The sequence below is a fragment of the Rheinheimera sp. UJ63 genome, from assembly GCF_021568285.1.
In the GTDB taxonomy this organism is placed as follows: Bacteria; Pseudomonadota; Gammaproteobacteria; order Enterobacterales; family Alteromonadaceae; genus Alishewanella; species Alishewanella maricola.
On record NZ_JAKGTQ010000004.1, the window covers coordinates 43151 to 66077 of the forward strand.

The window sequence follows — 22927 nt, forward strand, 5'->3', positions numbered from 1 at the left end:
GGTAATGCAGAGATTTCCTGTTGTCACCGCGCTTACGGCATTGTTAATACTCTCAGGATGTGTTTCTGAGAGCACTTATGTTGCGAATGAGCGCCAGGTTAGCCAGCGCAGTGTGGATAACACCGAAGCTGCTAGAACCCGAATTTCGCTAGGTTTAAACTATTTGCGTCGTGGCGATACGACGCAAGCGCTTTATAATCTTGAGCGTGCCAAAACGATGGCACCTAATTTGCCAGAAGTGTTTAACGCCTTGGCTTATTACTACCAAACGGTGGGTGAACATACTCAGGCTGAAAACGCCTACAAGCAAGCCATTGCTAAAGATTCAAACAATGCGGATGCTTACAATAACTATGGTGCTTTTCTTTGCCAAATAGGAAAGTACACCGAGGCTGAACAGCTGTTGTTATCGGCCATTTCCAAGCCCGGTTATATCCGCGTGGCGGAAAGTTACGAAAATTTAGCCCTGTGTCAGTTAGAACAAAACGGTTTTGAACAAGCCCGAACCTATTTAGGGTCTTCTATCTCACACAATGGCACGCGGATTAGTGCCTTAATCAACAGTGCTTCGGTTAATTATGCCATGGGTAACTTAATTGATGCCAAAGCCGATTTGCAGCGCATTCAACGTGTAGGTCGTGTCTCTGCGCGCAGCACCTTATTAAATTATTTGGTGTCTGAAAAGCAGGGTGATATGGCAACCATGCGCCATGCCGAGCAGCTATTGCTGACACTATATATTGATACGGCTGAAGCCAAATTGCTGTTACAGCAACGCACATTGGATAGCGAGTTTGAGCAGTTGCGTGAACGCTACAAGCAAAAACTTCTGGCTAGCATTCAACCTGTGGTTACTGATACACCTGCCGCCAAACAACAGCGGCAACCGGTAGCTAACCCGCAGTTGCGGATACGACGCAAATCGACCGAAGCCGAGCCGGTTAACGATAAGCCTGTAGCGAATACGCCTGCTGCTGCGCTAAGCCATAACCCTACACTGCCCACTGCGGCGGTGCCGCGTCAGCCAGAGCCGACGCATTCGGTGGCGGATATTGCTAACAGCTTTAGTGCGCAACAAACCAAGCCGGCTGAACTTCCACCGGCTTTACCGGTTGAGCATGTGCTGTTAAACGACGAAACCGTGAATGCTGCCAACAATACAGCGGCTGCCACAGCAGAAGAACTCAGTGCTCAAGCTGCGCTCATCACACAAAATGAGCTCAGCAACAAGACCACAAAACAGCGCAGCGACGCGACGCTTCAAGCAACAAAACCGCAAAGCGCCGTTACAGCGCAACAAAGGCTAAGCCCTGTTACAACCACCAGCGCTGCACCTGAAGCGCAACTTACCGCTGTGTCTAATACCCCCACCGCGAGCACCCAGCTAACGGCACAAGAGCCGCCAGCGGTTACGCCTGCGCTTGAGACCAAAAAGGCATTAGAGACATTAACAACAGCAGCTGTGGACAGCGCTGCGCCAAGCATGATGTCAACTGAACCAGCCGCTGCCGCGGTGACCGTTCAGCCTGAGCCTTTAACCAGACAAACCGTGGCAAATACTACAGAAGCCGCCGTTACAGCGAATTTACCTGCCGCGCCTGATGCTGTTGCGCCAGGGCAACCTATCTCTTCTGCAAAGCCAACCATAACGATGCCACAAAGCAATAACGAGCTTATTGCTGATATCAGTGATGTGCCTTTTCATAAAGTCGCCGAGGGCGAATCACTTCACAGCATCTCGGTAAATTACAATATTTTATTAACCCGCCTGCAAGAGTGGAACGCCTTAACGCCAACCTCTAAATTGCGGGTAGGACAAAAAATCTGGTTAGCTCCGAGTGATGCCCCGCCAGATTCGGGTGCACCGCCAGTGCGATTGGCCAATGCGCAGCCAGTCGATGAATATTTTCATCTGGTTGCTGAAGGTGACACTATGTTTGCCATTTCGTACCGCTATAATATTCGTTTAGAGCGGTTCATGGCCTGGAATGCGTTAACGGAACAAAGCCGTTTAACCATCGGGCAAAAACTTTACATTGTGGATCCGGCATCAATTAATCATGACTAATGACGAACAACTTGAAGCGAGCTCAGCACCTGAATTGACGGTCGGTCAGATCTTACGGCAAACACGTGAGAAACGCGGCTTATCTTTAAAGGATGTGGCACAACAGCTAAATTTAAAAGCGGAAGTGTTGCAATGCATAGAAGCCGATGAACCTGATAAAAACATCCTGCCGACCTTTATGCGTGGTTATGTTCGTGCCTATGCGCGGTATTTAAAATTACCTGAGTTGCCGCTACTAAAACAGTTTGAACAGGCGCACCATGTCAATAGTGCACCGGTTAAAACCATGAAAACCTTTTCTAATCGGCAGGCCAAGCAGCAAACTGAAGCTCGCTTTATGTGGCTGACTTATTTGATTGCCGCTATTTTACTGGCTTCATTAGCCATTTGGTTTTGGCAGGGCTCGCGTGATTTTGTCACTAGCGATAGCCTACCGACCAGCAGCACAACGCCCGCGCTGACAGAATCAAGCGGGACTATTCCACTTACGCAAACCGTTACACAGCCTAGCAGCTGGGAGTCACCACCAGCGGCCAATAACGCAGCAGATAACAGCAATGAGCCAGAAAGTTCCGTAAGCGAGTCGGTAACGCAAAGCAATCCGTCTGCATTACCCAGCAGTGTGCCCGTGGTTGAGTTGCCAGCGCCAAGTACTGACACGCTGCTTGCCCCAGAAAACAACGAACTGGCCACAGAATCTTTTGGTGACAGTAACGACAGTGGTTTAGATCGGTTAAAAATGACGTTTGCCGAAAACTGCTGGATTGATGTCGTAGATGCCAGTGGCGAACGAGTCGCTTATGGCACCAAGCAAGCTGGCTACATTATGGAACTGAATGCCAAGGCACCGTTTGTGATTACCTTAGGCAACCCCAGCGTGGTCGCCATCGAATTAAACCAACAGCCTTATGATATGTCGAAATATCCTGGAGGCCGTGTTGCCAAATTTACTTTGTCAGGACAGAACGAATAATGTTTGCAGAAAATCCGATTAAACGTCGGCAATCGACTCAAATTAAAGTAGGAAATGTATTAATTGGCGGTGATGCGCCAATCGCCGTACAGTCAATGACCAATACTCGCACCACGGATGTTGACGCGACCGTCGCACAAATTCGCGCCATTGCAGCTGCTGGTGCTGATTTAGTGCGTGTTTCAGTGCCAACCATGGAAGCTGCCGAAGCCTTTAAGCTGATTAAACAGCAATCGCCAGTACCTTTAGTTGCCGATATACATTTTGATTATCGAATCGCTTTAAAAGTGGCTGAGTATGGTGTTGATTGTTTGCGCATTAATCCGGGTAACATTGGCAAAGAAGATCGTATTCGCGCCGTGGTCGATGCCGCTAAAGATTACAATATTCCCATCCGTATTGGTGTGAATGGCGGTTCCTTAGAAGCGGATATTCAAGAGAAATACCGTGAGCCGACGCCCGAAGCGCTAGTAGAATCAGCAATGCGGCATGTCGATATTCTGGATCGCTTTAACTTCGACAATTTTAAAGTCAGCGTAAAAGCCTCCGACGTGTTCTTAGCCGTCGGCGCTTATCGTTTATTGGCAAAGCAAATTAAACAACCACTGCATTTAGGCATTACCGAAGCAGGTGGCGCAAGAGCCGGCGCAGTTAAATCGGCCATTGGTTTAGGGATGTTATTGGCAGAAGGCATCGGCGATACACTGCGCATTTCATTAGCGGCCGATCCGGTTGAAGAAGTTAAAGTGGCGTTTGATATTTTGAAATCACTGCGGATCCGCTCGCGTGGTGTTAATTTTATTGCCTGCCCCAGTTGTTCACGCCAAGAATTCGACGTGATTAAAACCATGAATGAGTTAGAGCAACGTTTAGAAGATATTGTTGATCCTTTAACGGTGTCCGTGATTGGTTGTGTCGTCAATGGCCCGGGTGAAGCGTTAATTTCAGATCTGGGTGTGGCCGGCGCCAATCGTAAAAGTGGCTTTTATATCAACGGCGAGCGGCAAAAGTTGCGGTTGGATAACGGGCAAATTGCTGAACAACTCGAGTTTCAAGTACGGCAGTATTTGCAACAACGTATCGCAGTAAAACAACTCTAAGAGTAGGATGCTTGGTGTTTTGCGGCGCAGGCTCTATAATCCCTGCTTTTGCAGACACCTTAGCGGTGCTCTTTGCGTAATAGTTAAACGGAAGCATTATTTTGGCTAAGCAAATTCAGGCAATTCGTGGCATGAACGATTGCCTGCCGCAGGATTCTGGTCTGTGGCAATATGTAGAACAAGTCCTTCGCGACACCGCGGCTAGCTATGGTTACAGTGAAATTCGCTTTCCCATTGTGGAGATGACTGAGCTGTTTAAACGCTCTATTGGCGAAGTTACCGATATCGTTGAAAAAGAAATGTACAGTTTCAATGATCGCAATGGTGACAGCTTAACCTTACGACCAGAAGGCACTGCCTGCTGTGTGCGTGCGGGTAATGAGCACGGCTTACTGTATAACCAAGAACAACGCCTGTGGTACACCGGCCCGATGTTTCGCCATGAACGGCCGCAGAAAGGCCGCTATCGCCAATTTCACCAATTTGGCTTAGAAGCTTTTGGTATTGGCAGTGCTGATATTGATGCGGAAGTGATCATATTAAGTGCGCGTTTATGGCAAAAGCTGGGTTTAACCCCTTATGTGAGCTTAGAGCTGAACTCATTAGGCTCGAATGACGCGCGCGCGGCCTATCGTGATACCTTGGTAGCCTATTTAGAACAGCATAAAGATCTGTTGGACGAAGACAGCTTGCGCCGTTTGTACAGCAACCCTTTACGGGTGCTGGATAGCAAAAACCCTGCTATGGCCGAGATGCTGGCCGCTGCACCAAAGCTAGCCGATCATTTAGATGCCGAGTCAACAGCGCATTTTAATCAATTACAAGCACGCTTAACCGCGGCGGGCATTAGTTTTACCATTAATCCACGCCTTGTGCGCGGCTTAGACTATTACAATCGTACCGTGTTTGAGTGGGTAACCACAGAGCTGGGTTCGCAAGGTACCGTGTGTGCCGGTGGCCGTTACGATGGTTTAGTCGAACAGCTTGGCGGCAAACCTACGCCGGCCGTTGGTTTTGCTTTAGGCTTAGAGCGCTTGATTTTATTACTGCAAACATTAGAGTTAGCGCCAGTATTAGCCCCAACCGCAGATATTTATCTGATGGCAATGGGTGAGTCTGCGGAACTTGCAGCCGTTAGCGTTGCCGAAAGGCTGCGTAGCGATTTGCCGACCAAACGTGTTATCTTGCACTGCGGTGGCGGCAATCTAAAAAAACAATTTAAAAGGGCTGATAAATCAGGTGCCGAATTAGCACTGATTTTAGGCGATGAAGAACTGGCCCGTGGCGAAATCACCTTAAAATGGTTACGTCAGGATCAGCCACAACAAACCTTGAAACTGAGCGAATTGGCTCAGCATCTGGCCTGAGAGCATAACGGAGTAGTTAGGTGGAAATTTACACAGACGAAGAACAACAGGTTGAAGCCCTTAAACGGTTTTGGAATGAATACGGCAAAGCCATCTTAGGCGGTGTGGTGATCGGTTTAGGTTCCCTGTATGGCTGGCGCTTTTATCAGGCTGAACAGCGAGCGAGTGCTGAAGCATTATCTAACAGTTATGCTCAATTAGTGCAAAAGCAAGCCAGTGAGGATGATTTCTTAGCAGAAGCGCAAGCTTTTATTAGCGAGCAAGGCAATAATAATTATGCCGTGTTCGCGGCGTTATTAGCGGCGAAAGATGCGGTGACCGCTGAGAATTTTGCCGAAGCGGTTAAGCAGTTAAGCTGGGTACAGCAAAACAGCAAAGACGCTAGCGTTAAGGCGATCGCTCAGTTACGTTTAGCACGTGTACAACGTCAAACAGGTGACTATACCGGCGCTTTAGCAACCTTAGAGCAAGCTGTACCATCAAGTTTTGTTGGGCAACAAGCAGAGCTGAAAGGCGATGTGTTACAAGCCACGGGTGATTTAGTCGCGGCGAAAGCGGCTTATCAAGTCGCCTTTAGCAACGCCGGCCAAAATACGCAATTATTGCAGATTAAACTTGATGAGCTGGCGCACATCACCGCTGCGAATTAAGGGGCCGATATGAAATTTGCCTTAAAACATGCAGCGTTGGCGTTGATTTCGCTAACGTTGATGGCTTGTTCTAGCAAAGAAAAATTAGTACTGCCCGATATCGAAAATCGCATTAGCCCGAAGAAAGTGTGGTCGATGCAAGTCGGTGACGGCGTGGGCCATTACGAATCAGGCTTAAAACCCCTGATTTTAGATGACAAAGTGTTTATGGCTAGCCGTGAAGGCATCGTGGTGGCAGCAGATCTGGCCACAGGCAAGCGCTTATGGACCTTTGATCTACGCCAAGACGCGCAAGTGTCTGCTTGGCAAAAATTAAACTTAAGCTGGTCTGAAGGTAATGCCCGCATTGCTGGTGGTATTAGCCAAGGTTACGGTAAGCTTTTTTTAGGTACTGAAAATGGCGAAGTGGTTGCGCTCGATGCGGTCACGGGCACTTTAGTTTGGCGTGCGCAAGTACCGGGTGAAGTGTTAGTGAGCCCTGCGGTCGGTGATGGCTTTGTGGTAGTCAAATTAGGTACCGGTACGCTTTTGGCATTAAGCCCCGATGATGGCGAACAGCGTTGGGTGTTTGAAAACGAACAGCCTCCTTTAACGATCCGCGGTGTCAGCGAGCCGGTTATTGAAAGCGGCGGCGTTATATACGGTACAGCGAATGGTCGTGTCGGCGTATTGTTAGTCGATCGTGGTTTCCAAGCTTGGGAAGAAACGGTTGCGACACCAAAAGGCAGTACCGACTTATCACGTTTGGTCGATGTGGATGCTAAGCCATTGGTCGTTGGGGGGACAGTTTACACTATCGCCTTTAACGGTGAGTTATTTGCATTAGATCTGCGTTCGGGGCAGCAATCTTGGAAGCGCGATTACGCCAGTTTCCGCAATATGGCGATCAGCGGCTCAGTGATTTATCTGGTCGATTCTGAAGGTCTTATTTATGCGGTAGACCGTCGTAACGGGTCGGAGATCTGGAGTCAAACCGGTTTACATAAACACTTTTTAACTGGCCCTACCGTGTATAAAGACTACCTGGTTATCGGTGATAGCAAAGGTAATTTGCATTGGTTTGATCGCAACACCGGTGACTTTGTTGCCAGACAAAGCTTTGATGATTCAGGCTTTTATCGTGAAGCTGTTGCCAATAATGACTATATAGTCGTCACAACTCGTGATGGTGAGCTAGTATTATTACAAACGCCTTAAACTGCGTATTAATCTACTTAACAGAAAACAGGCCTAAACTGAGGCCTGTTTTCTTATTTTTGAGGTTGACTAAATGTTACCTGTAGTGGCCCTGGTTGGGCGCGCCAATGTTGGCAAATCAACACTGTTTAACCGTTTAACCCGCACCCGCGATGCGCTTGTTGCCGACTTTCCGGGATTAACACGTGATCGCAAATATGGCTCGGTCAACTTCGAAGGCATGGAGTTTATTGTGGTGGATACCGGTGGTATCGACGGCAATGAGCACGGTATTGAAGTCGAAATGGCCGATCAATCGTTAAAAGCCATTGCTGAAGCCGATGTTGTGCTGTTCCTTGTCGATGCACGCGCCGGTTCAACAGTGGGCGATCAAGCGATTGCGGCTCATATTCGTCGGGTGGAAAAGCCCGTCTTTTTGGTCGCCAATAAAACCGATGGTCTAGACGCAGATACCGCCGTTGCCGACTTTTACAGTTTGGGCATAGGCGAAGTTTACCCCATCGCAGCCGCACATGGCCGGGGTGTCTCTTCCTTGTTGCAACATGCCTTATTGCCGTTCTTGCAACAACAAAAAGACGAAACGGCTAGCGAAGATTCTGTGATCAGTGATTACACGGATGTCTCTGAAGAGGACGCTGCCGCAGAAGCGGCCAGACTGCGCTCTGAACATATCAAGTTAGCCATTGTTGGCCGGCCTAATGTGGGTAAATCGACACTGACCAATCGTATTCTGGGTGAAGAGCGGGTAGTGGTGTTCGATATGCCGGGTACCACTCGTGACTCAGTGTATATTCCGATGCAGCGTAATGAGCGTGATTACACCTTGATTGACACTGCGGGTGTTCGTCGTCGTGGCAAGATTGATGATATGGTCGAGAAGTTCTCGGTTGTGAAAACATTGCAAGCGATTGAAGATGCCAACGTAGTCATTTTGGTATTGGATGCTCGTTTAGGCATTTCAGATCAAGATCTGAGTATCTTAGGTTTCGTATTGAATGCCGGGCGTTCCTTAGTGTTAGCGGTGAACAAATGGGATGGTTTAAACGACGGTGTAAAAGACGAAATTAAACGCGAGTTAGATCGTCGCCTTGGTTTTATCGATTTTGCCCGCTTACATTTTATTTCTGCTCTGCATGGTTCTGGCGTGGGTAATCTATTCGACTCGGTTGAAGAAGCCTTTGATTCTGCCACGAAACGCGTTAGTACCTCGTTATTAACCCGCATCATGAAAATGGCGCAAGAAGATCACCAGCCACCGATGGTGCATGGTCGTCGCGTTAAATTGAAATATGCGCATGCCGGTGGTTATAACCCACCGATTATCGTCATTCACGGTAACCAAGTGAAAGATTTACCAGACTCGTATAAGCGTTATTTGATGAACTACTACCGAAAAGCGCTGCAAATGATGGGTACGCCAGTGCGTATAGAATTCCGTGAGGGTGAGAACCCCTATACGCCCACCAAGAAAAATACTGAGACTGCGCTGCAAAAGTACAAGCGTGAGCGCTTAATGAAAGCCCGTCAAAAAGTGGCTAAAAAAGATTAACAGCAAGGACTAACAGATGAAATTCCGTTTTCCGGTTATTGTAATAGACGAAGATTTCCGCTCAGAAAATATTTCAGGTTCGGGGATTCGTGATCTCGCCCAAGCGATTGGTGGCCATGGTTTTGAAGTCGTGGGTTACACCAGCTATGTCGATTTAACCGCTTTTGCCCAACAAGCGAGCCGCGCATCCTGTTTTATTTTGTCGATTGATGACGAAGAGTTTGGCAGTGGCAGCAACGATGATGTGAATAAAGCGCTGATTGAGCTGCGTGCTTTCGTCAAAGAAGTGCGTAAGCGCAATGCCGATATTCCGATTTTTCTGTACGGTGAAACCCGTACCAGTCGGCATATACCGAATGATATTTTGCGCGAGCTACATGGTTTTATTCATATGTTCGAAGATACGCCTGAGTTTGTCGCGCGGCATATTATTCGTGAAGCTCGTAAATATTTAGACGCCTTAGCGCCACCATTTTTCAATGCGCTGATGGATTATGCCCAAGACAGTTCATACTCATGGCACTGCCCAGGTCACTCTGGTGGCGTGGCATTCTTAAAAAGCCCGGTGGGTCAAATGTTTCACCAATTCTTTGGTGAAAACATGCTTCGGGCTGATGTGTGTAACTCGGTAGATGAATTAGGCCAACTGCTTGATCACACTGGGCCTGTGGCCGAAAGTGAAGCGAATGCGGCGCGTATCTTTAATGCCGATCATTTGTTCTTTGTCACAAACGGGACCTCCACCTCGAATAAGATGGTGTGGCACTCTGTGGTGGCACCGGGTGATATCGTGGTGGTGGACCGTAACTGCCATAAATCGATTTTACACTCGATCATTATGACCGGTGCTATTCCTGTGTTTTTAATGCCCACCCGTAACCATTACGGCATTATTGGGCCTATTCCGAAAAGTGAGTTTTCGCCCGAAGCCATTGCCAAAAAGATTGAAGCCAATCCGTTCGCTCGCAATGCCAAGAACAAAAAGCCGCGTATTTTAACCATTACTCAAAGTACCTATGACGGTATTTTGTATAACGTGGAAGAAATTAAGCAAGAGCTGGGCTCAACAATCGACACCTTGCACTTTGATGAAGCGTGGTTACCGCATGCCAGCTTCCATGAGTTTTATCATGAAATGCATGCTATTGGTAAAGATCGGCCGCGCTCGGAAGAAACGCTGGTATTTGCTACGCAATCTACCCATAAATTGTTAGCTGGTTTATCTCAAGCTTCGCAAATTTTGGTACAAAATGCCGAAAAGCGTAATTTAGATACCCACCGCTTTAATGAATCTTATTTGATGCACAGCTCGACTAGCCCGCAATATGCCATTATTGCCAGCTGTGACGTGGCTGCGGCGATGATGGAAGCACCCGGCGGCACGGCGCTGGTGGAGGAATCGTTGTTGGAAGCCATCGATTTTCGTCGGGCGATGCGCAAAGTTGATGACGAATTTGGCGATGATGATTGGTGGTTTAAAGTATGGGGCCCCGATATTCTGCCAGACGAAGGCATTGGCCATCGCGAAAAGTGGGTGTTACATGCTACTGATAGCTGGCACGGTTTTGGTGATATCGAGTCAGGCTTTAATATGCTGGACCCCATCAAAGCCACTATCATCACACCGGGTATGAACTTGCATGGCCAGTTTGATGAAACCGGGATCCCGGCGGCGATTGTCAGTAAATACTTGTCTGAGCACGGTATTATTATCGAGAAAACCGGCCTGTATTCATTCTTTATTATGTTTACCATTGGTATTACCAAAGGTCGTTGGAACTCGATGGTGACCGAGTTACAGCAGTTTAAAGACGATTACGACCAAAACTTGCCGTTATGGCGCGTCATGCCAGAGTTTGCGGGTAAGAACAAGCGTTACGAAAAAGTCGGTTTACGCGATCTGTGTCAGCGAATTCACAATATGTATCGCAAGTATGACGTGGCCAAAGTGACCACCGAAATGTACTTGTCGCAAATTGAGACGGCGATGACACCGGCCGATGCTTGGGCGAAAATGGCTCACCGTGAAATTGAGCGAGTGTCGATAGATGAAATCGAAGGGCGGGTAACGGCCATGTTAGTGACGCCATATCCACCAGGTATTCCACTGATGGTGCCAGGCGAGCGCTTTAATAAAACCATTATCAACTACCTGAAGTTTACCCGTGCGTTCAATGGCGAGTTCCCCGGTTTTGAAACCGACGTGCACGGTTTAGTGCGTGAGTTGGTCGACGGTGAAGTGAAGTACTTTATTGATGTGGTAAAAGAAGCTTAAGCGAAAACGCTATTGCGTTATTTAAATCAAAGGTCGCCTAGTGCGACCTTTTTTACGCGTTTGATTTAAACTCGCAGGTTTATGTTAATACATGGTATCTCACGCTAGCAGGTTTAACAGTTCTCGCTCTATCGCAAATACATGCTCATCATGTTCACCCAACTCACGTAGCGCAGCGGCCAGTTGCAGTAAATACTCGCTATTCGGGCCACTTGGGCCAGCACTTACCGCAATATGTGCCGCAATGGCCGCATCACTGTCTGGCCCTAAATAAGCTTCATTATCGGCGCTGGCTAGATATACCAAGCCCGCCGTTTGGCCAGGCTGATCTTGCCAATGTAATTCAGTAAAAAAGCGCAGATAACCATTCTTCTCACGATGGTCTAAGTGAGTAAAAGTTTGAGGTGTCACCTGATAGGCCATACCGGCACAGCGCTCACCAGGGGCTTCTATTAGCGTTAAGACACGACCAGGTGCCTCTGGTGTACCACGATGATCATGTGAGCCTTGCCAAAAACGCCGCTGCCAGCCATAAATACAGGCAGGCTTGCGCTGTAGATAAGGAAAATCCGCCTTATAAATCAACGAGCCATAGCCAAACAGCCACACCGAGTCGAGGTGATCAAGCGGTTGGCGTTGCTGATTTAAAGCGATGGTATTGTGAGGCATAAAACTCCAAGCAAACTTTATGATTCAATTATCAGCGATATGATGATGAGTACCTCATTATCAAAAATAAGGGGTAAAACATGCCATCGTTGATCGCAACGGATGGTCAATCATGACGATAGTGCTTTAAATTGACAAGTTGCTTTTTTGTAATATTGAGTTGCTGTATTGTTTTAATTAGGCTAATGTTTAGACGATATGCTGGCATGCAAGGATGGATTATGCGTACTTATTTAAAATATTTATTAGTCACCAGCGTCATTGTTATGATGCTGCCGTTACGTGCAGAGACAATAGCAACTTCCTCAGCAGGCTTAATTTGCGCTGAGGCGTCATGTCAGAACAAAATTACGACATTGCACAGGATGGCGAGGTTTGGCAGTTTTGAAGCGATGACCTTGCTAAGTATGATTTATGCTACCGGTGATGGCCGAGAGCAGGATCCAAAGAAAGCACTCAGCTTTTTACAAAGAGCGGTAAATCATAAACACCCGATGGCAGTTTTTATGTTATCAGAATGGTATCGAGAAGGATTTGTTGTTGAACAAGATCTTGCACAAGCAGATGCGTTATTAACTCAATCCGCATCCTTAAAGCATGCGCCGGCCTTATATAAAAAGGCGTTACTGTTGCTCTCACAACCCGATACCGACAATGTGCTTGAAGGCATGACATTGTTAGAGCAGGCAAGTGAGCTGCGTTCAGTTGATGCTATGTTTTTGTTGGCTAGATTAAAGCAGAAGGGTATCTATACGGAAACTGATGTGCCGGCTGCTGCGCAACTCTTTAAACGATTGGTATTATCTGGACACAATGAGTCCAGAGCGTTTTTAACAGAATCGATCGCATTGCTCACACCCAAACCAGATGCTAAAGAGCTGGTCGCCGATTTGCAACAATCATTAGATATCGAAGTTATTAAAGTAGTGGGGCATGATATTTCTCCTGATAGCGTGTTAATAGGTTTTGTTGATACTTTGCAAAGCAAAGGGTTGTATACCAGAGGTAGCATGAACAAAATCAAAACTACCCAATGCAATGGCGCGAGTCTTTGTTACTCAATAAAACCCGAAAGAGGACAATTCACACTTGGTCAAGTGATATCGGGCCAGCAGTAAAAGTTAAAAATACATAGCTGTACGATATCTATAAGAAGATATGCAGAGTTTGTTGAAGCTAAATGGGCTATTTAGCTTCAACTTCGCTGCAGCCAGAAAAAAAGCTCAACGCATAATTCGCTTTGCTCGTTCTTTACTCAAGCGCAGTGACTTTGGCCATAAAGCGGCCCTCTGCTAAACGCGTACTGATAGTATCGCCTAACTTTAGTTGTGAGCTGCTGGTAATGGCTTGCTCTGCGGCATTAAAACTTATGCTGTATCCACGAGCTAGGGTGGCGAGTGGGCTAACGGTGTGCAGTTGCGCACTGAGTTTCGCCAGTTTTTGTTGTTGCTGTTTTGCGTTTTGTTGCTGCGCGTGCAGCAAGCGGCGTTGAAGTTGCTGCAACAGGTTGTTTTGTTGCTTTAAGGTTTTAGCGGGCGAGAGATGCAGCAAACTTTGTTGTAAATAGCTGTGCTGGCGTTTAGCTTGCTGTAACTGTAGCTGCATCACCCGTTGTAAGCGCAGTTGTAACTCATCTAGGCGCTGTTGCTGTTGTTCTAAACGGCGTTGTGGGTGCAGTTGTTGTAAGCGTAGCTGTAATTGACTGAGCTTGGGTGTCAGCCTTTGTAAAAACAAGCGCTGGGCTCGAACTAAGCGGCTCGACAGTTGTTGCAGTTGCAACACAAAATGGCTTTGATCGGGTGACACCAGTTCAGCCGCCGCGGAAGGGGTTGCTGCCCGCACATCTGCTACAAAATCGGTGAGTGCAAAATCAATTTCGTGCCCCACGGCACTGACAATCGGAATAGGGCACTGCGCCACGGCTCTGGCCAAGGCTTCGTCGTTAAAACACCACAAGTCTTCTAACGAACCACCACCACGGCCAATAATTAAGACGTCAACCTCATCACGCTGAATGGCTGTACTGAGCATTTGCCGTAGCTGCCCAGCGGCGCTGTCACCTTGCACTTGGCATGGGTAAACGATCACCTTAATACCGGGTGCTCGGCGTTGCAGCACAGTAATAATATCGCGCACGGCGGCACCGGTGGGTGAGGTAATTACGCCGACGGTGCGCGGATTAGCCGGTAACGCCTTTTTACGCTCGGCTGCAAATAAACCCTCGGCAGCCAGTTTATTTTTTAACTGTTCAAATTGTTGTTTTAATAAACCATCGCCGGCGGGCTCAATAAAGTCGGCTAATAATTGATACTCGCCGCGCGGTTCATAGACACTAATCCGGGCGCGTAATAAAACCTGCTGGCCATTTTGCGGCCGGATCAGTGCATTGCGATTGGCTTGCTTAAACATCGCCACTTTTACCTGCGCTGCCTGATCTTTTAAACTGAAATACCAATGCCCCGACGCGGCCGCCACAAAATTCGACACTTCACCGCTTAACCACAATTGCTGAAACTGTAATTCGAGGGTAAGGCGTACTTCGCTATTTAAACGGGAAACGGTATAAATCTCAGACTGCTGCATGATTAACTCAACGACTTGTTCATGCCCTTAGTGTACGTTATCAAACCTTATCCTGACAAAAAGAAAAAAGCGTTTGTTCTGTTGCACTATTTCCGCTAAAATTGCACCGCAACATTCCCTATCTTTTCATCCACACAGCGAGATTGTTGCAATGCTCAGGATCATTAAAGAAGCTTTAACCTTTGACGACGTGTTATTGGTTCCGGCGCACTCAAATGTGCTACCCCACACCGCTGATTTACGCACTCAGTTAACCAAAACAATCACGCTTAGCATTCCTATGGTTTCCGCTTCAATGGACACTGTAACGGAAGCACGCCTTGCTATTGCCTTAGCGCAAGAAGGCGGCCTTGGTTTTATTCATAAGAATATGACCATCGAAGAGCAAGCAGCTAATGTACGCAAAGTAAAAAAATACGAGAGTGGCGTAGTATCCGATCCGGTTACCGCACTAGCGGATATGACGGTGCGTGATGTTCAAGCCTTAGCCGAACAACATGGCTTTTCAGGTTTCCCCGTTTTAGACAAACAAGGCGAGTTAGTCGGTATTGTTACCGGTCGCGACATGAGCTTTGAAGCAAATTTGCAAGCCAAAGTAACTGCGGTGATGACGCCACGGGAAAAACTGGTTACGGTAAATGAAAACGCGCCACGGGAAGATGCCTTAAAACTGATGCACCAACATCGGATTGAAAAGGTGTTAGTGGTCGATGATCATTTCAAATTAAAAGGCTTAATTACGGTTCGTGATTATTACAAAGCCGCCAGTAAGCCCAATGCCTGTAAAGACGAATTAGGTCGTTTACGCGTGGGTGCTGCGGTCGGTGTAGGCCCAGGTACAGATGAGCGCATCGCGGCGTTAGTTGAAGCCGGTGTGGATATTCTGTTAATTGATACCTCGCACGGTCACTCTGAAGGTGTGTTAGAGCGTGTAAGACAAACGCGTGCTCAGTATCCCGATCTTCAAATCGTGGCAGGTAATGTCGCAACAGCCGAAGGCGCTAAAGCGTTAGCTGAAGCGGGTGCCAATGCAGTTAAAGTAGGTATCGGTCCAGGCTCAATTTGTACTACGCGTATTGTTACTGGCTGTGGTGTACCACAAATTACCGCTATCTCTGATGCCGTTGAAGGTGTGCAAGGTTTAGATGTGTGCATTATTGCCGATGGCGGTATTCGCTTCTCTGGTGATATCGCAAAAGCTTTAGTGGCTGGTGCAAACTGTGTGATGGTGGGCTCTATGTTTGCCGGTACGGAAGAAGCTCCAGGCGAAGTTGAGCTATATCAAGGGCGTTATTACAAATCTTACCGTGGTATGGGCTCATTAGGCGCAATGGCGCAGCGCAATGGTTCATCAGACCGTTATTTCCAAGGCAGCAATAATGCCGAAAAACTGGTACCTGAGGGTATTGAAGGTCGAGTGGCTTACAAAGGCCCAATCGAAACCATCATTCACCAGCAAATGGGCGGTTTACGCTCTGCTATGGGCTTAACCGGAAGCCCAGATATCAACACGCTACGCACCAAGCCACAGTTCGTTAAAGTAACGTCTGCAGGGATGGGTGAATCGCACGTGCATGATGTGCAAATCACAAAAGAAGCACCAAACTACCGTTTAGGGTAACTGTTTTTTGCTATCAGGGCTGACTTAGGTCAGCCCCTGTACTTTTTAAAAGGTTAGTATGAACAAGAATATTCATCATCATCGCATTCTGATCCTCGACTTCGGTTCTCAATATACCCAGCTGATTGCCCGCCGCGTGCGTGAAATTGGTGTTTATTGTGAGTTGTGGGCGTGGGATGTTACTGAAGCACAAATTCGTGAATTTAATCCAACCGGTATTATTCTATCGGGTGGCCCAGAAAGCGTGACTGAGCAAAACTCGCCACGTGCCCCGCAATATGTGTTTGAAGCGGGTGTGCCCGTGTTGGGCATCTGTTACGGCATGCAAACCATGGCTGAGCAGTTAGGCGGCAAGGTGCAAGGCTCTGATCTACGTGAATTTGGTTATGCTCAGGTTGAAGTGGTTGCACCGAATGATTTATTCGCCAAGATTGAAGATCACATTGGCGCTAATGGTAATGCCTTATTAGATGTTTGGATGAGCCACGGTGATAAAGTGGTTGAAATCCCAGCTGGTTTTGAAACCTGTGCCAGCACGGCCACTTGTCCACATGCCGGTATGGTGGATGAGGCGCGTCAGTTTTACGGTGTGCAGTTTCACCCAGAAGTCACGCACACCCGCCAAGGCCTAAGGATGTTACAACACTTTGTTGTAGACATATGTGGTTGTGACCGCCTTTGGACACCCGCGACCATCATTGAAGATGCGGTGATCCGTTTAAAGCAGCAAATTGGTGATGACCAAGTTATTTTAGGTTTATCCGGTGGTGTCGACAGTTCTGTTGTGGCCATGTTGCTGCACCGCGCTATTGGTAAAAATTTGACCTGTGTCTTTGTTGATAACGGCTTGTTGCGTTTAAACGAAGGCAAGCAAGTGATGGATATGTTTGGTGATCACTTTGGCTTAAATATCATTAAAGTAGACGCCGAAGATCGTTTCCTAGACGCCTTAGCCGGTGAAAACGAGCCAGAAGCTAAACGTAAAATTATCGGCCGTGTGTTTGTTGAAGTGTTCGATGAACAATCGCAAAAACTTGAAAACGCCAAGTGGCTAGCGCAAGGCACTATTTACCCTGACGTCATTGAATCCGCCGGCTCTGCCACAGGTAAAGCCCATGTGATTAAATCGCACCATAACGTCGGTGGCTTACCGGCGCATATGAAGTTGGGCTTAGTTGAGCCGTTGCGTGAATTATTTAAAGATGAAGTGCGTAAAGTTGGTTTAGAGCTGGGTTTACCTTATGACATGTTGTATCGCCATCCGTTCCCAGGCCCAGGTTTAGGGGTTCGGGTATTGGGCGAAGTGAAAAAAGAATACTGCGACCTACTGCGCCGTGCTGATGCGATCTTTATTGAAGAGCTGCATAAAGCCGACTTATACAACAAAGTCAGCCAAGCCTTTACGGTTTTCTTGCCGGTAAAATCGGTAGGTGTGATGGGCGATGCGCGTAAGTACGATTGGGTGGTATCACTGCGTGCCGTTGAAACCATCGACTTTATGACTGCGCATTGGGCGCATTTACCTTATGATTTACTGGGTAAAGTGTCTAACCGTATTATCAATGAAATCAACGGCATTTCTCGTGTGGTCTATGATATCAGCGGTAAGCCACCCGCGACGATTGAGTGGGAATAAGTTTTATCGTTTAAACTGTTCAGTTTAAATGGTTTAAAAGGCGCTGAGGCGCCTTTTTTGTTGGGACTTTATTCGGGGGCAAATAGCAAGACTCTATTACGAAACGATTAACGTTTTCGCCATTGGCGAGGTACTTTCTTTTGTTTCGCCAAAAGAAAGTACCCAAAGAAAATGCGCCCCCACGTTGCTGCGAAAGCCCGGCTCAACCTAACCCGACCAAGGCGACGAGGTAACTCGTTCGGCACTACCGTGCCTCGCTCAAACACCCCTCGTCTTAAAACCTTGGCCGAGCTAGGTTGCCCGGCTTGCAACGTAAGGGGATTAACAGCGAAAAGCGGTTGCGCATTTTTTGCATTCGCAGAGATAAATGTTGGTCGAGTTAATAGCGAAGTACATGTTGGCTTAAGACGTCCTTTTCAGGGATGAAAAAGAGGAGCGTACAGGGAGGTATTTACCGCGTGCTCCAGCCGAAGCTTTACGGAGTGTTTAACGTTTTCGCCGAGGGCGAGGTACTTTCTTTTGTTTCGCCAAAAGAAAGTACCCAAAGAAAATGCGACCCCAATTTCGCTCGAAAGCCCAACTGCTCATGCGCTGTCCAAGGCGAAAACGTAACTCGCGCGGCGCTACCGTCGCCGCACTCAAACACCCGTTTTCTTAAAACCTTGGTCAACGATGATCAGTCGGCTCGCTACAAAGGGGGAATGAATATCCAAAGCGAAGATCTAGGGTCGGAGCAGAGCGAGTTAATAGCGAAGTAAACTTTGGCTGGAGACGTCTTTTTCAGGGATGAAAAAGAGGAGCGTACAGGGAGGTATTTACCGCGTGCTCCAGCCGAAGCTTTACGGAGTGTTTAACGTTTTCGCCGTTGGCGAGATACTTTCTTTTGTTTCACCAAAAGAAAGTACCCAAAGAAAATGCGACCCCACGTTGCTGCGAAAGCCCGGCTCAACCTAACCCGACCAAGGTGACGAGGTAACTCGTTCGGCACTATCGTGCCTCGCTCAAACACCCCTCGTCTTAAAACCTTGGCCGCGCTAGGTAACGTAAGGGGATTAACAGCGAAAGCTGCGATGATCCTCAAAATGCTTTTAATAGAGCGTTGTTGTTATTTATGTATATCGGGAAACGCCTTACAGACCTATAAGTAAACTGCTGTTTTAATGGCGTATTAATGGTATTGCAGAGAAAGGCCTTTTGCGTCATGGTATTGCTTCTGATAACCATTGGCGGTTTAACATGAAAACGATTGGTTTAATTGGCGGAATGAGTTGGGAGTCAACCATACCGTATTATCGGTTGCTTAATCAGGGGGTTAAGCAACAGCTGGGTGGGCTGCATTCGGCTAAATGTATTTTATACAGTGTCGATTTTCAGCAGATTGAACGTTTACAACATGCGGGTGATTGGCAAGGCGCCGGTGAGGTGTTAGCTGAAGCGGCTGTAGCACTGGCTGCAGCAGGTGCAGAGGTTATTGTGCTCTGTACCAATACCATGCATAAAGTTGCTGCTCAAATTGAAGCTGCAGTGGCTATCCCGCTATTACATATTGCCGATGCCACCGCAACCGCCTTGAGGCAAGCTCATTGTAGCCGTGTTGGTTTGCTGGGAACTAAATTCACCATGGAGCAGCCTTTTTATCGAGAGCGCTTAAGTGAAAAGTACGGTATCACAGTGCTGTTACCCACTGAAACTGAGCGGGATAGTTTGCATCAGATTATTTATCAAGAGCTCTGTCAGGGAATACTTAAACCGGAATCAAAGCAGTTAGTGCGGCGGATGATGGCCGGTTTAGCCTTGCAAGGTGCTGAGGGAATTATCTTGGGTTGCACTGAAATAGGTTTATTAGTCAGCCAAGCCGATGCCGCTGTACCGTTGTTTGATACCACGGTACTGCATGCACAAGCGGCTGTAGCATTCGCGTTAGCCGATACGGTGAGTTAAGCTGATAACACTACGTCGAACCACATAAAAAGAGACAGTATGAATTACCTGTTTGCCATAATTTTGCTTTGCTTTAGCGCGCTATTACAGGCTAAAAAGTGCGTGATTTTATTACACGGCTTAGCGCGTAGTGCTGATGCCATGCAGGTGTTAGAAAAACGCTTACAGCAGGCCGGTTATGTGGTCAGTAATGTCGATTACCCCTCAACGCAGTACCCTATCGAGCAATTAGCTGCATTGGCCATTGGGCAGGGGCTTCGTTATTGCCAGCAGCAATCCGCACAGCCAGTGCATTTTGTTACGCATTCGCTAGGTGGCATCCTTGTGAGATACTATTTAACGCAGCAGCCTATTGCTCATCTTGGCCGCGTGGTGATGCTTGGTCCGCCTAATCAAGGCAGTGAGGTCGTGGATAATTTAAAAGATGTGCCCGGGTTTGAATTATTGAATGGCCCAGCAGGTCAGCAGCTTGGTACGGATGAAGCGAGTATGCCGAAACGCTTAGGTCCGGTCGATTTTGAGTTAGGCGTGATTGCCGGTACGCAAAGTATCAATTTGTTGCTTTCGACAATGTTGCCCAACCCGGATGATGGCAAAGTGTCACTGGAGTCAACTAAAGTTAAGGGGATGACAGATTTTATTGCCTTACCGACTACGCATCCGTTTATGATGAAAAACGATGCGGTGATCGCGCAAACGTTGTATTTTTTGCAACACGGCGAGTTTGAACTGCGTCAGTCAGAATGATGGCTTTTTGCATCATTAAATAAATGCTTAACGTTTTCGCTGCTGGCGAGGTACTTTCTTTTGTTTCGCCAAAAGAAAGTACCCAAAGAAAATGCGACCCCACTTCCGCTCGAAAGCCCGGCTGATCATGCGTTGTCCAAGGCGAAAACGTAACTCGTGCGGCGCTAGCGTCGCCGCACTCAAACACCCGTTTTCTTAAAACCTTGGTCAACGATGATCAGTCGGCTCGCTACAAAGGGGGAATGAATATCCAAAGCGAAGATCTAGGTTCGGAGTAAAGCGAGTTAATAGCGAAGTAAACTTTGGCTGGAGACGTCTTTTTCAGGGATGAAAAAGAGGAGCGTACAGGGAGGTATTTACCGCGTGCTCCAGCCGAAGCTTTACGCAGCGTTTAACGTTTTCGCCGTTGGCGAGATACTTTCTTTTGCGTCGCCAAAAGAAAGTATCCAAAGAAAATGCGACCCCACTTCCGCTCGAAAGCCCGACTGCTCATGCGTTGTCCAAGGCGAAAACGTAACTCGCGCTATGCTTCGTCGCCGCACTCAAACACCCGTTTTCTTAAAACCTTGGTCAACGATGATCAGTCGGCTCGCTCTAAGGGGCGCTCATATTCTAAGCGGTATTCGCTTAGTTGAGCAGTTTGTATCAATTGCAACAGTGAGATTATCAGCATCATTTTTGCTGTAGTGGCAAATCAGGTTGAACGAGTTGACAGCGAAGTAAACGTTGGCTGGAGACGTCTTTTTCAGGGATGAAAAAGAGGAGCGTACAGGGAGGTATTTACCGCGTGCTCCAGCCAAAGCTTTACGCAGCGTTTAACGTTTTCGCCGAGGGCGAGGTACTTTCTTTTGTTTCGCCAAAAGAAAGTACCCAAAGAAAATGCGACCCCACGTTGCCGCGAGAGCCCGGCTCAACCTAACCCGACCAAGGCGACGAGGTAACTCGTTCGGCACTACCGTGCCTCGCTCAAACACCCCTCGTCTTAAAACCTTGGCCGCGCTAGGTTGCCCGGCTTGCAACGTAAGGGGATTAACAGCGAAAAGCGGTTGCCCATTTTTGCATTCGCTGAGATAAATGTTGGTCGAGTTAATAGCGAAGTACATGTTGGCTTAAGACGTCCTTTTCAGGGATGAAAAAGAGGAGCGTACAGGGAGGTATTTACCGCGTGCTCCAGCCGAAGCTTTACGGAGCGTTTAACCTTTTAGCCGCGGTCGAGAGGCTTTCTTTTTTTTCGATAAAAAAATATCTCACCACAAGGTCAGATCTTTACTCGCCGGTGAGACTGCTAGGAAATACCCTAGCAGTCAGCTTGTTCGGTTAGCGTTGAAATACCGGCTCGAGTAAGCGTAGGGTGCCGGCATTGGCATCCATTTCTACTTTTGCGCCTACCGGCAGAATAAATTGCTTGGGAATATGGCCAATCATCGCGCCGCGATAAGCTGGAATACCTAGCGGTTTAATAAAGTCGGCAAAAATCTCATCCAGCGTTAAGCTGCCCCAGCCATTGCCTGGGGTGCAGCGGTTACAATCGCCAAACACAAAGCCTTTGATTTTATCCAGCGCGCCCATCAATTTTAGCGTGCTCATCATGCGGTCAATGCGGTAGGGCTGTTCTTCAATGTCTTCTAAAAAGAGAATCTTATCTTGAAAATCAGGTAAGTAAGGCGTGCCAGCTAAGGAGGTCAAAACCGTTAAGTTACCGCCCATTAGCTCGCCTTGCGCCTTACCTGGGGTAATCACGCGAGTGCGGTTTTCGCGGTTAACCAGTTCACCTTTGCTTTCTTGTTCGTTTTGGTAAGTGAGCAATTCTTGCTGGAAAAACACTCGTTCGAATTGATCCACATTAAAGGCATTCCAACTACCAATACCATTGGGGCCATGAAAACTCACTAAACCGGCTTTAGCCAGCAAGGCATTATGCAGCGCAGTGATATCGGAATAACCGAGTAACGGCTTAGGGTTGCGCCGGATCATCTCATAATCAAGCAGCGGCAGAATACGCGCAGCACCTGAACCACCACGGGCACAGATAATGGCTTTTACCTCGGGATCGGCAAACATGGCGTTCAGATCACTGGCGCGATCCGCATCACGGCCAGCTAAATGACCATGACGCTCGGTATAAAAACGGCCGGCTTTAACGTTAAAGCCCAGCGCCTGCAGTACTTCAGTGGCGATAACTAAATCTTCTTGGTCGGCAACGGCGGCGGACGAGGCAATTAAGCCAACGGTATCGCCTTTTTGTAACCGTTTCGGCAAGATACGACCGTTAGTGGTTAAGGTTGTGCTGGCCGCTTGTGCTGTGAGGCTACAACCGACTAATGGCAGTACGCTAAGTGCGGCTGCACTGCTTTTTAGAAATTGACGTTTATCCACCGACCGCTCCGCTAATAATAATTTATTCCTATTGATAGCATGCTTTTGGAATAATTACAGCGGATTTGACTAAAAATTGCGTTGATGCGTTGGGCTAAAAAGATAAAAGGGAGTGGGGTAACGAACCTGGTGTTGAAAAGCATTGGGCGAGGGGAAGAAGGCCAATAAGTGCGAT

Annotated in this window: 16 protein-coding genes; 13 read left to right on the top strand and 3 right to left on the bottom strand. The window is 47.7% G+C overall.

Annotation, left to right across the window (positions count from 1 at the left end; genetic code table 11):
• The first annotated feature begins 4 nt into the window (after nucleotides 1-4).
• From pilW to L1N97_RS12300, 8 genes are all read left to right on the top strand, one after another.
• Nucleotides 5-2068, top strand: coding sequence for a type IV pilus biogenesis/stability protein PilW (gene pilW / locus L1N97_RS12265; protein ID WP_236129989.1), 2064 nt, complete (start codon nucleotides 5-7; stop codon nucleotides 2066-2068).
• Nucleotides 2061-3041, top strand: coding sequence for a RodZ domain-containing protein (locus tag L1N97_RS12270; protein WP_236129990.1), 981 nt, complete (start codon nucleotides 2061-2063; stop codon nucleotides 3039-3041). The genes pilW and L1N97_RS12270 overlap by 8 nt, the downstream gene beginning before the upstream one ends.
• Nucleotides 3041-4141 (top strand): flavodoxin-dependent (E)-4-hydroxy-3-methylbut-2-enyl-diphosphate synthase, encoded by a 1101-nt coding sequence (gene ispG / locus L1N97_RS12275; protein WP_226751097.1) that lies wholly within the window; start codon nucleotides 3041-3043, stop codon nucleotides 4139-4141. Before L1N97_RS12270 ends, ispG begins: the two co-directional genes overlap by 1 nt.
• A 101-nt stretch (nucleotides 4142-4242) precedes the next feature.
• Entirely contained in the window at nucleotides 4243-5508 is a 1266-nt protein-coding gene (gene hisS / locus L1N97_RS12280; RefSeq protein ID WP_229586560.1) for a histidine--tRNA ligase, read from the top strand.
• 20 nt (nucleotides 5509-5528) lie between these two features.
• Nucleotides 5529-6158, top strand: coding sequence for a YfgM family protein (locus L1N97_RS12285; RefSeq protein WP_236129991.1), 630 nt, complete (start codon nucleotides 5529-5531; stop codon nucleotides 6156-6158).
• A gap of 9 nt (nucleotides 6159-6167) precedes the next feature.
• Complete coding sequence (gene bamB, locus L1N97_RS12290; RefSeq protein WP_236129992.1) at nucleotides 6168-7355, top strand: outer membrane protein assembly factor BamB; 1188 nt, start codon at nucleotides 6168-6170, stop codon at nucleotides 7353-7355.
• Nucleotides 7356-7428: 73 nt separating this feature from the next.
• On the top strand, nucleotides 7429-8904 hold the full coding sequence (der, locus tag L1N97_RS12295; protein ID WP_226751101.1) for a ribosome biogenesis GTPase Der: 1476 nt from the start codon (nucleotides 7429-7431) through the stop codon (nucleotides 8902-8904).
• Between the two features lie 16 nt (nucleotides 8905-8920).
• Entirely contained in the window at nucleotides 8921-11179 is a 2259-nt protein-coding gene (locus L1N97_RS12300) for an arginine/lysine/ornithine decarboxylase (protein WP_229586574.1), read from the top strand.
• A 99-nt stretch (nucleotides 11180-11278) separates the two neighbouring features.
• Here L1N97_RS12300 and L1N97_RS12305 read toward each other — a convergent pair whose 3' ends face one another.
• Nucleotides 11279-11848: a gamma-glutamylcyclotransferase gene (locus tag L1N97_RS12305; protein ID WP_236129993.1), complete on the bottom strand. Its 570-nt coding sequence runs from the start codon at nucleotides 11846-11848 to the stop codon at nucleotides 11279-11281.
• Between the two features lie 221 nt (nucleotides 11849-12069).
• Here L1N97_RS12305 and L1N97_RS12310 point away from each other — a divergent pair, with 221 nt between their 5' ends.
• The gene (locus L1N97_RS12310; RefSeq protein ID WP_236129994.1) at nucleotides 12070-12966 is read left to right on the top strand and encodes a tetratricopeptide repeat protein; all 897 of its coding nucleotides are present in this window, start codon (nucleotides 12070-12072) and stop codon (nucleotides 12964-12966) included.
• 133 nt (nucleotides 12967-13099) lie between these two features.
• On the opposite strand, the gene xseA is transcribed toward L1N97_RS12310, so the two are convergent.
• A complete protein-coding gene (gene xseA, locus L1N97_RS12315) occupies nucleotides 13100-14431 on the bottom strand; it encodes an exodeoxyribonuclease VII large subunit (RefSeq protein WP_236129995.1) in 1332 nt (443 codons plus the stop codon).
• A gap of 151 nt (nucleotides 14432-14582) precedes the next feature.
• On the opposite strand from xseA, the gene guaB reads away from it, so the two are divergent.
• From guaB to L1N97_RS12335, 4 genes are all read left to right on the top strand, one after another.
• The gene (gene guaB, locus L1N97_RS12320) at nucleotides 14583-16052 is read left to right on the top strand and encodes an IMP dehydrogenase (RefSeq protein ID WP_226751108.1); all 1470 of its coding nucleotides are present in this window, start codon (nucleotides 14583-14585) and stop codon (nucleotides 16050-16052) included.
• Between the two features lie 58 nt (nucleotides 16053-16110).
• On the top strand, nucleotides 16111-17688 hold the full coding sequence (guaA, locus tag L1N97_RS12325) for a glutamine-hydrolyzing GMP synthase (protein ID WP_229586598.1): 1578 nt from the start codon (nucleotides 16111-16113) through the stop codon (nucleotides 17686-17688).
• Nucleotides 17689-18924: 1236 nt separating this feature from the next.
• Entirely contained in the window at nucleotides 18925-19629 is a 705-nt protein-coding gene (locus L1N97_RS12330; RefSeq protein ID WP_236129996.1) for an aspartate/glutamate racemase family protein, read from the top strand.
• Between the two features lie 39 nt (nucleotides 19630-19668).
• Nucleotides 19669-20376 (top strand): lipase family alpha/beta hydrolase, encoded by a 708-nt coding sequence (locus tag L1N97_RS12335; RefSeq protein WP_236129997.1) that lies wholly within the window; start codon nucleotides 19669-19671, stop codon nucleotides 20374-20376.
• 1317 nt (nucleotides 20377-21693) lie between these two features.
• Here L1N97_RS12335 and L1N97_RS12340 read toward each other — a convergent pair.
• A complete protein-coding gene (locus L1N97_RS12340) occupies nucleotides 21694-22752 on the bottom strand; it encodes a S66 peptidase family protein (RefSeq protein WP_236129998.1) in 1059 nt (352 codons plus the stop codon).
• Nucleotides 22753-22927 lie beyond the last annotated feature (175 nt).

Bases quoted from the DNA above. Each gene is read 5' to 3' on its own strand.
- pilW (WP_236129989.1), top strand. From the start codon at position 5: ATGCAGAGATTTCCTGTTGTCACCGCGCTTACGGCATTGTTAATACTC.
- L1N97_RS12270 (WP_236129990.1), top strand. From the start codon at position 2,061: ATGACTAATGACGAACAACTTGAAGCGAGCTCAGCACCTGAATTGACG.
- ispG (WP_226751097.1), top strand. From the start codon at position 3,041: ATGTTTGCAGAAAATCCGATTAAACGTCGGCAATCGACTCAAATTAAA.
- bamB (WP_236129992.1), top strand. From the start codon at position 6,168: ATGAAATTTGCCTTAAAACATGCAGCGTTGGCGTTGATTTCGCTAACG.
- der (WP_226751101.1), top strand. From the start codon at position 7,429: ATGTTACCTGTAGTGGCCCTGGTTGGGCGCGCCAATGTTGGCAAATCA.
- L1N97_RS12300 (WP_229586574.1), top strand. From the start codon at position 8,921: ATGAAATTCCGTTTTCCGGTTATTGTAATAGACGAAGATTTCCGCTCA.
- L1N97_RS12305 (WP_236129993.1), bottom strand. From the start codon at position 11,848: ATGCCTCACAATACCATCGCTTTAAATCAGCAACGCCAACCGCTTGAT.
- L1N97_RS12310 (WP_236129994.1), top strand. From the start codon at position 12,070: ATGCGTACTTATTTAAAATATTTATTAGTCACCAGCGTCATTGTTATG.
- xseA (WP_236129995.1), bottom strand. From the start codon at position 14,431: ATGCAGCAGTCTGAGATTTATACCGTTTCCCGTTTAAATAGCGAAGTA.
- guaB (WP_226751108.1), top strand. From the start codon at position 14,583: ATGCTCAGGATCATTAAAGAAGCTTTAACCTTTGACGACGTGTTATTG.
- guaA (WP_229586598.1), top strand. From the start codon at position 16,111: ATGAACAAGAATATTCATCATCATCGCATTCTGATCCTCGACTTCGGT.
- L1N97_RS12330 (WP_236129996.1), top strand. From the start codon at position 18,925: ATGAAAACGATTGGTTTAATTGGCGGAATGAGTTGGGAGTCAACCATA.
- L1N97_RS12335 (WP_236129997.1), top strand. From the start codon at position 19,669: ATGAATTACCTGTTTGCCATAATTTTGCTTTGCTTTAGCGCGCTATTA.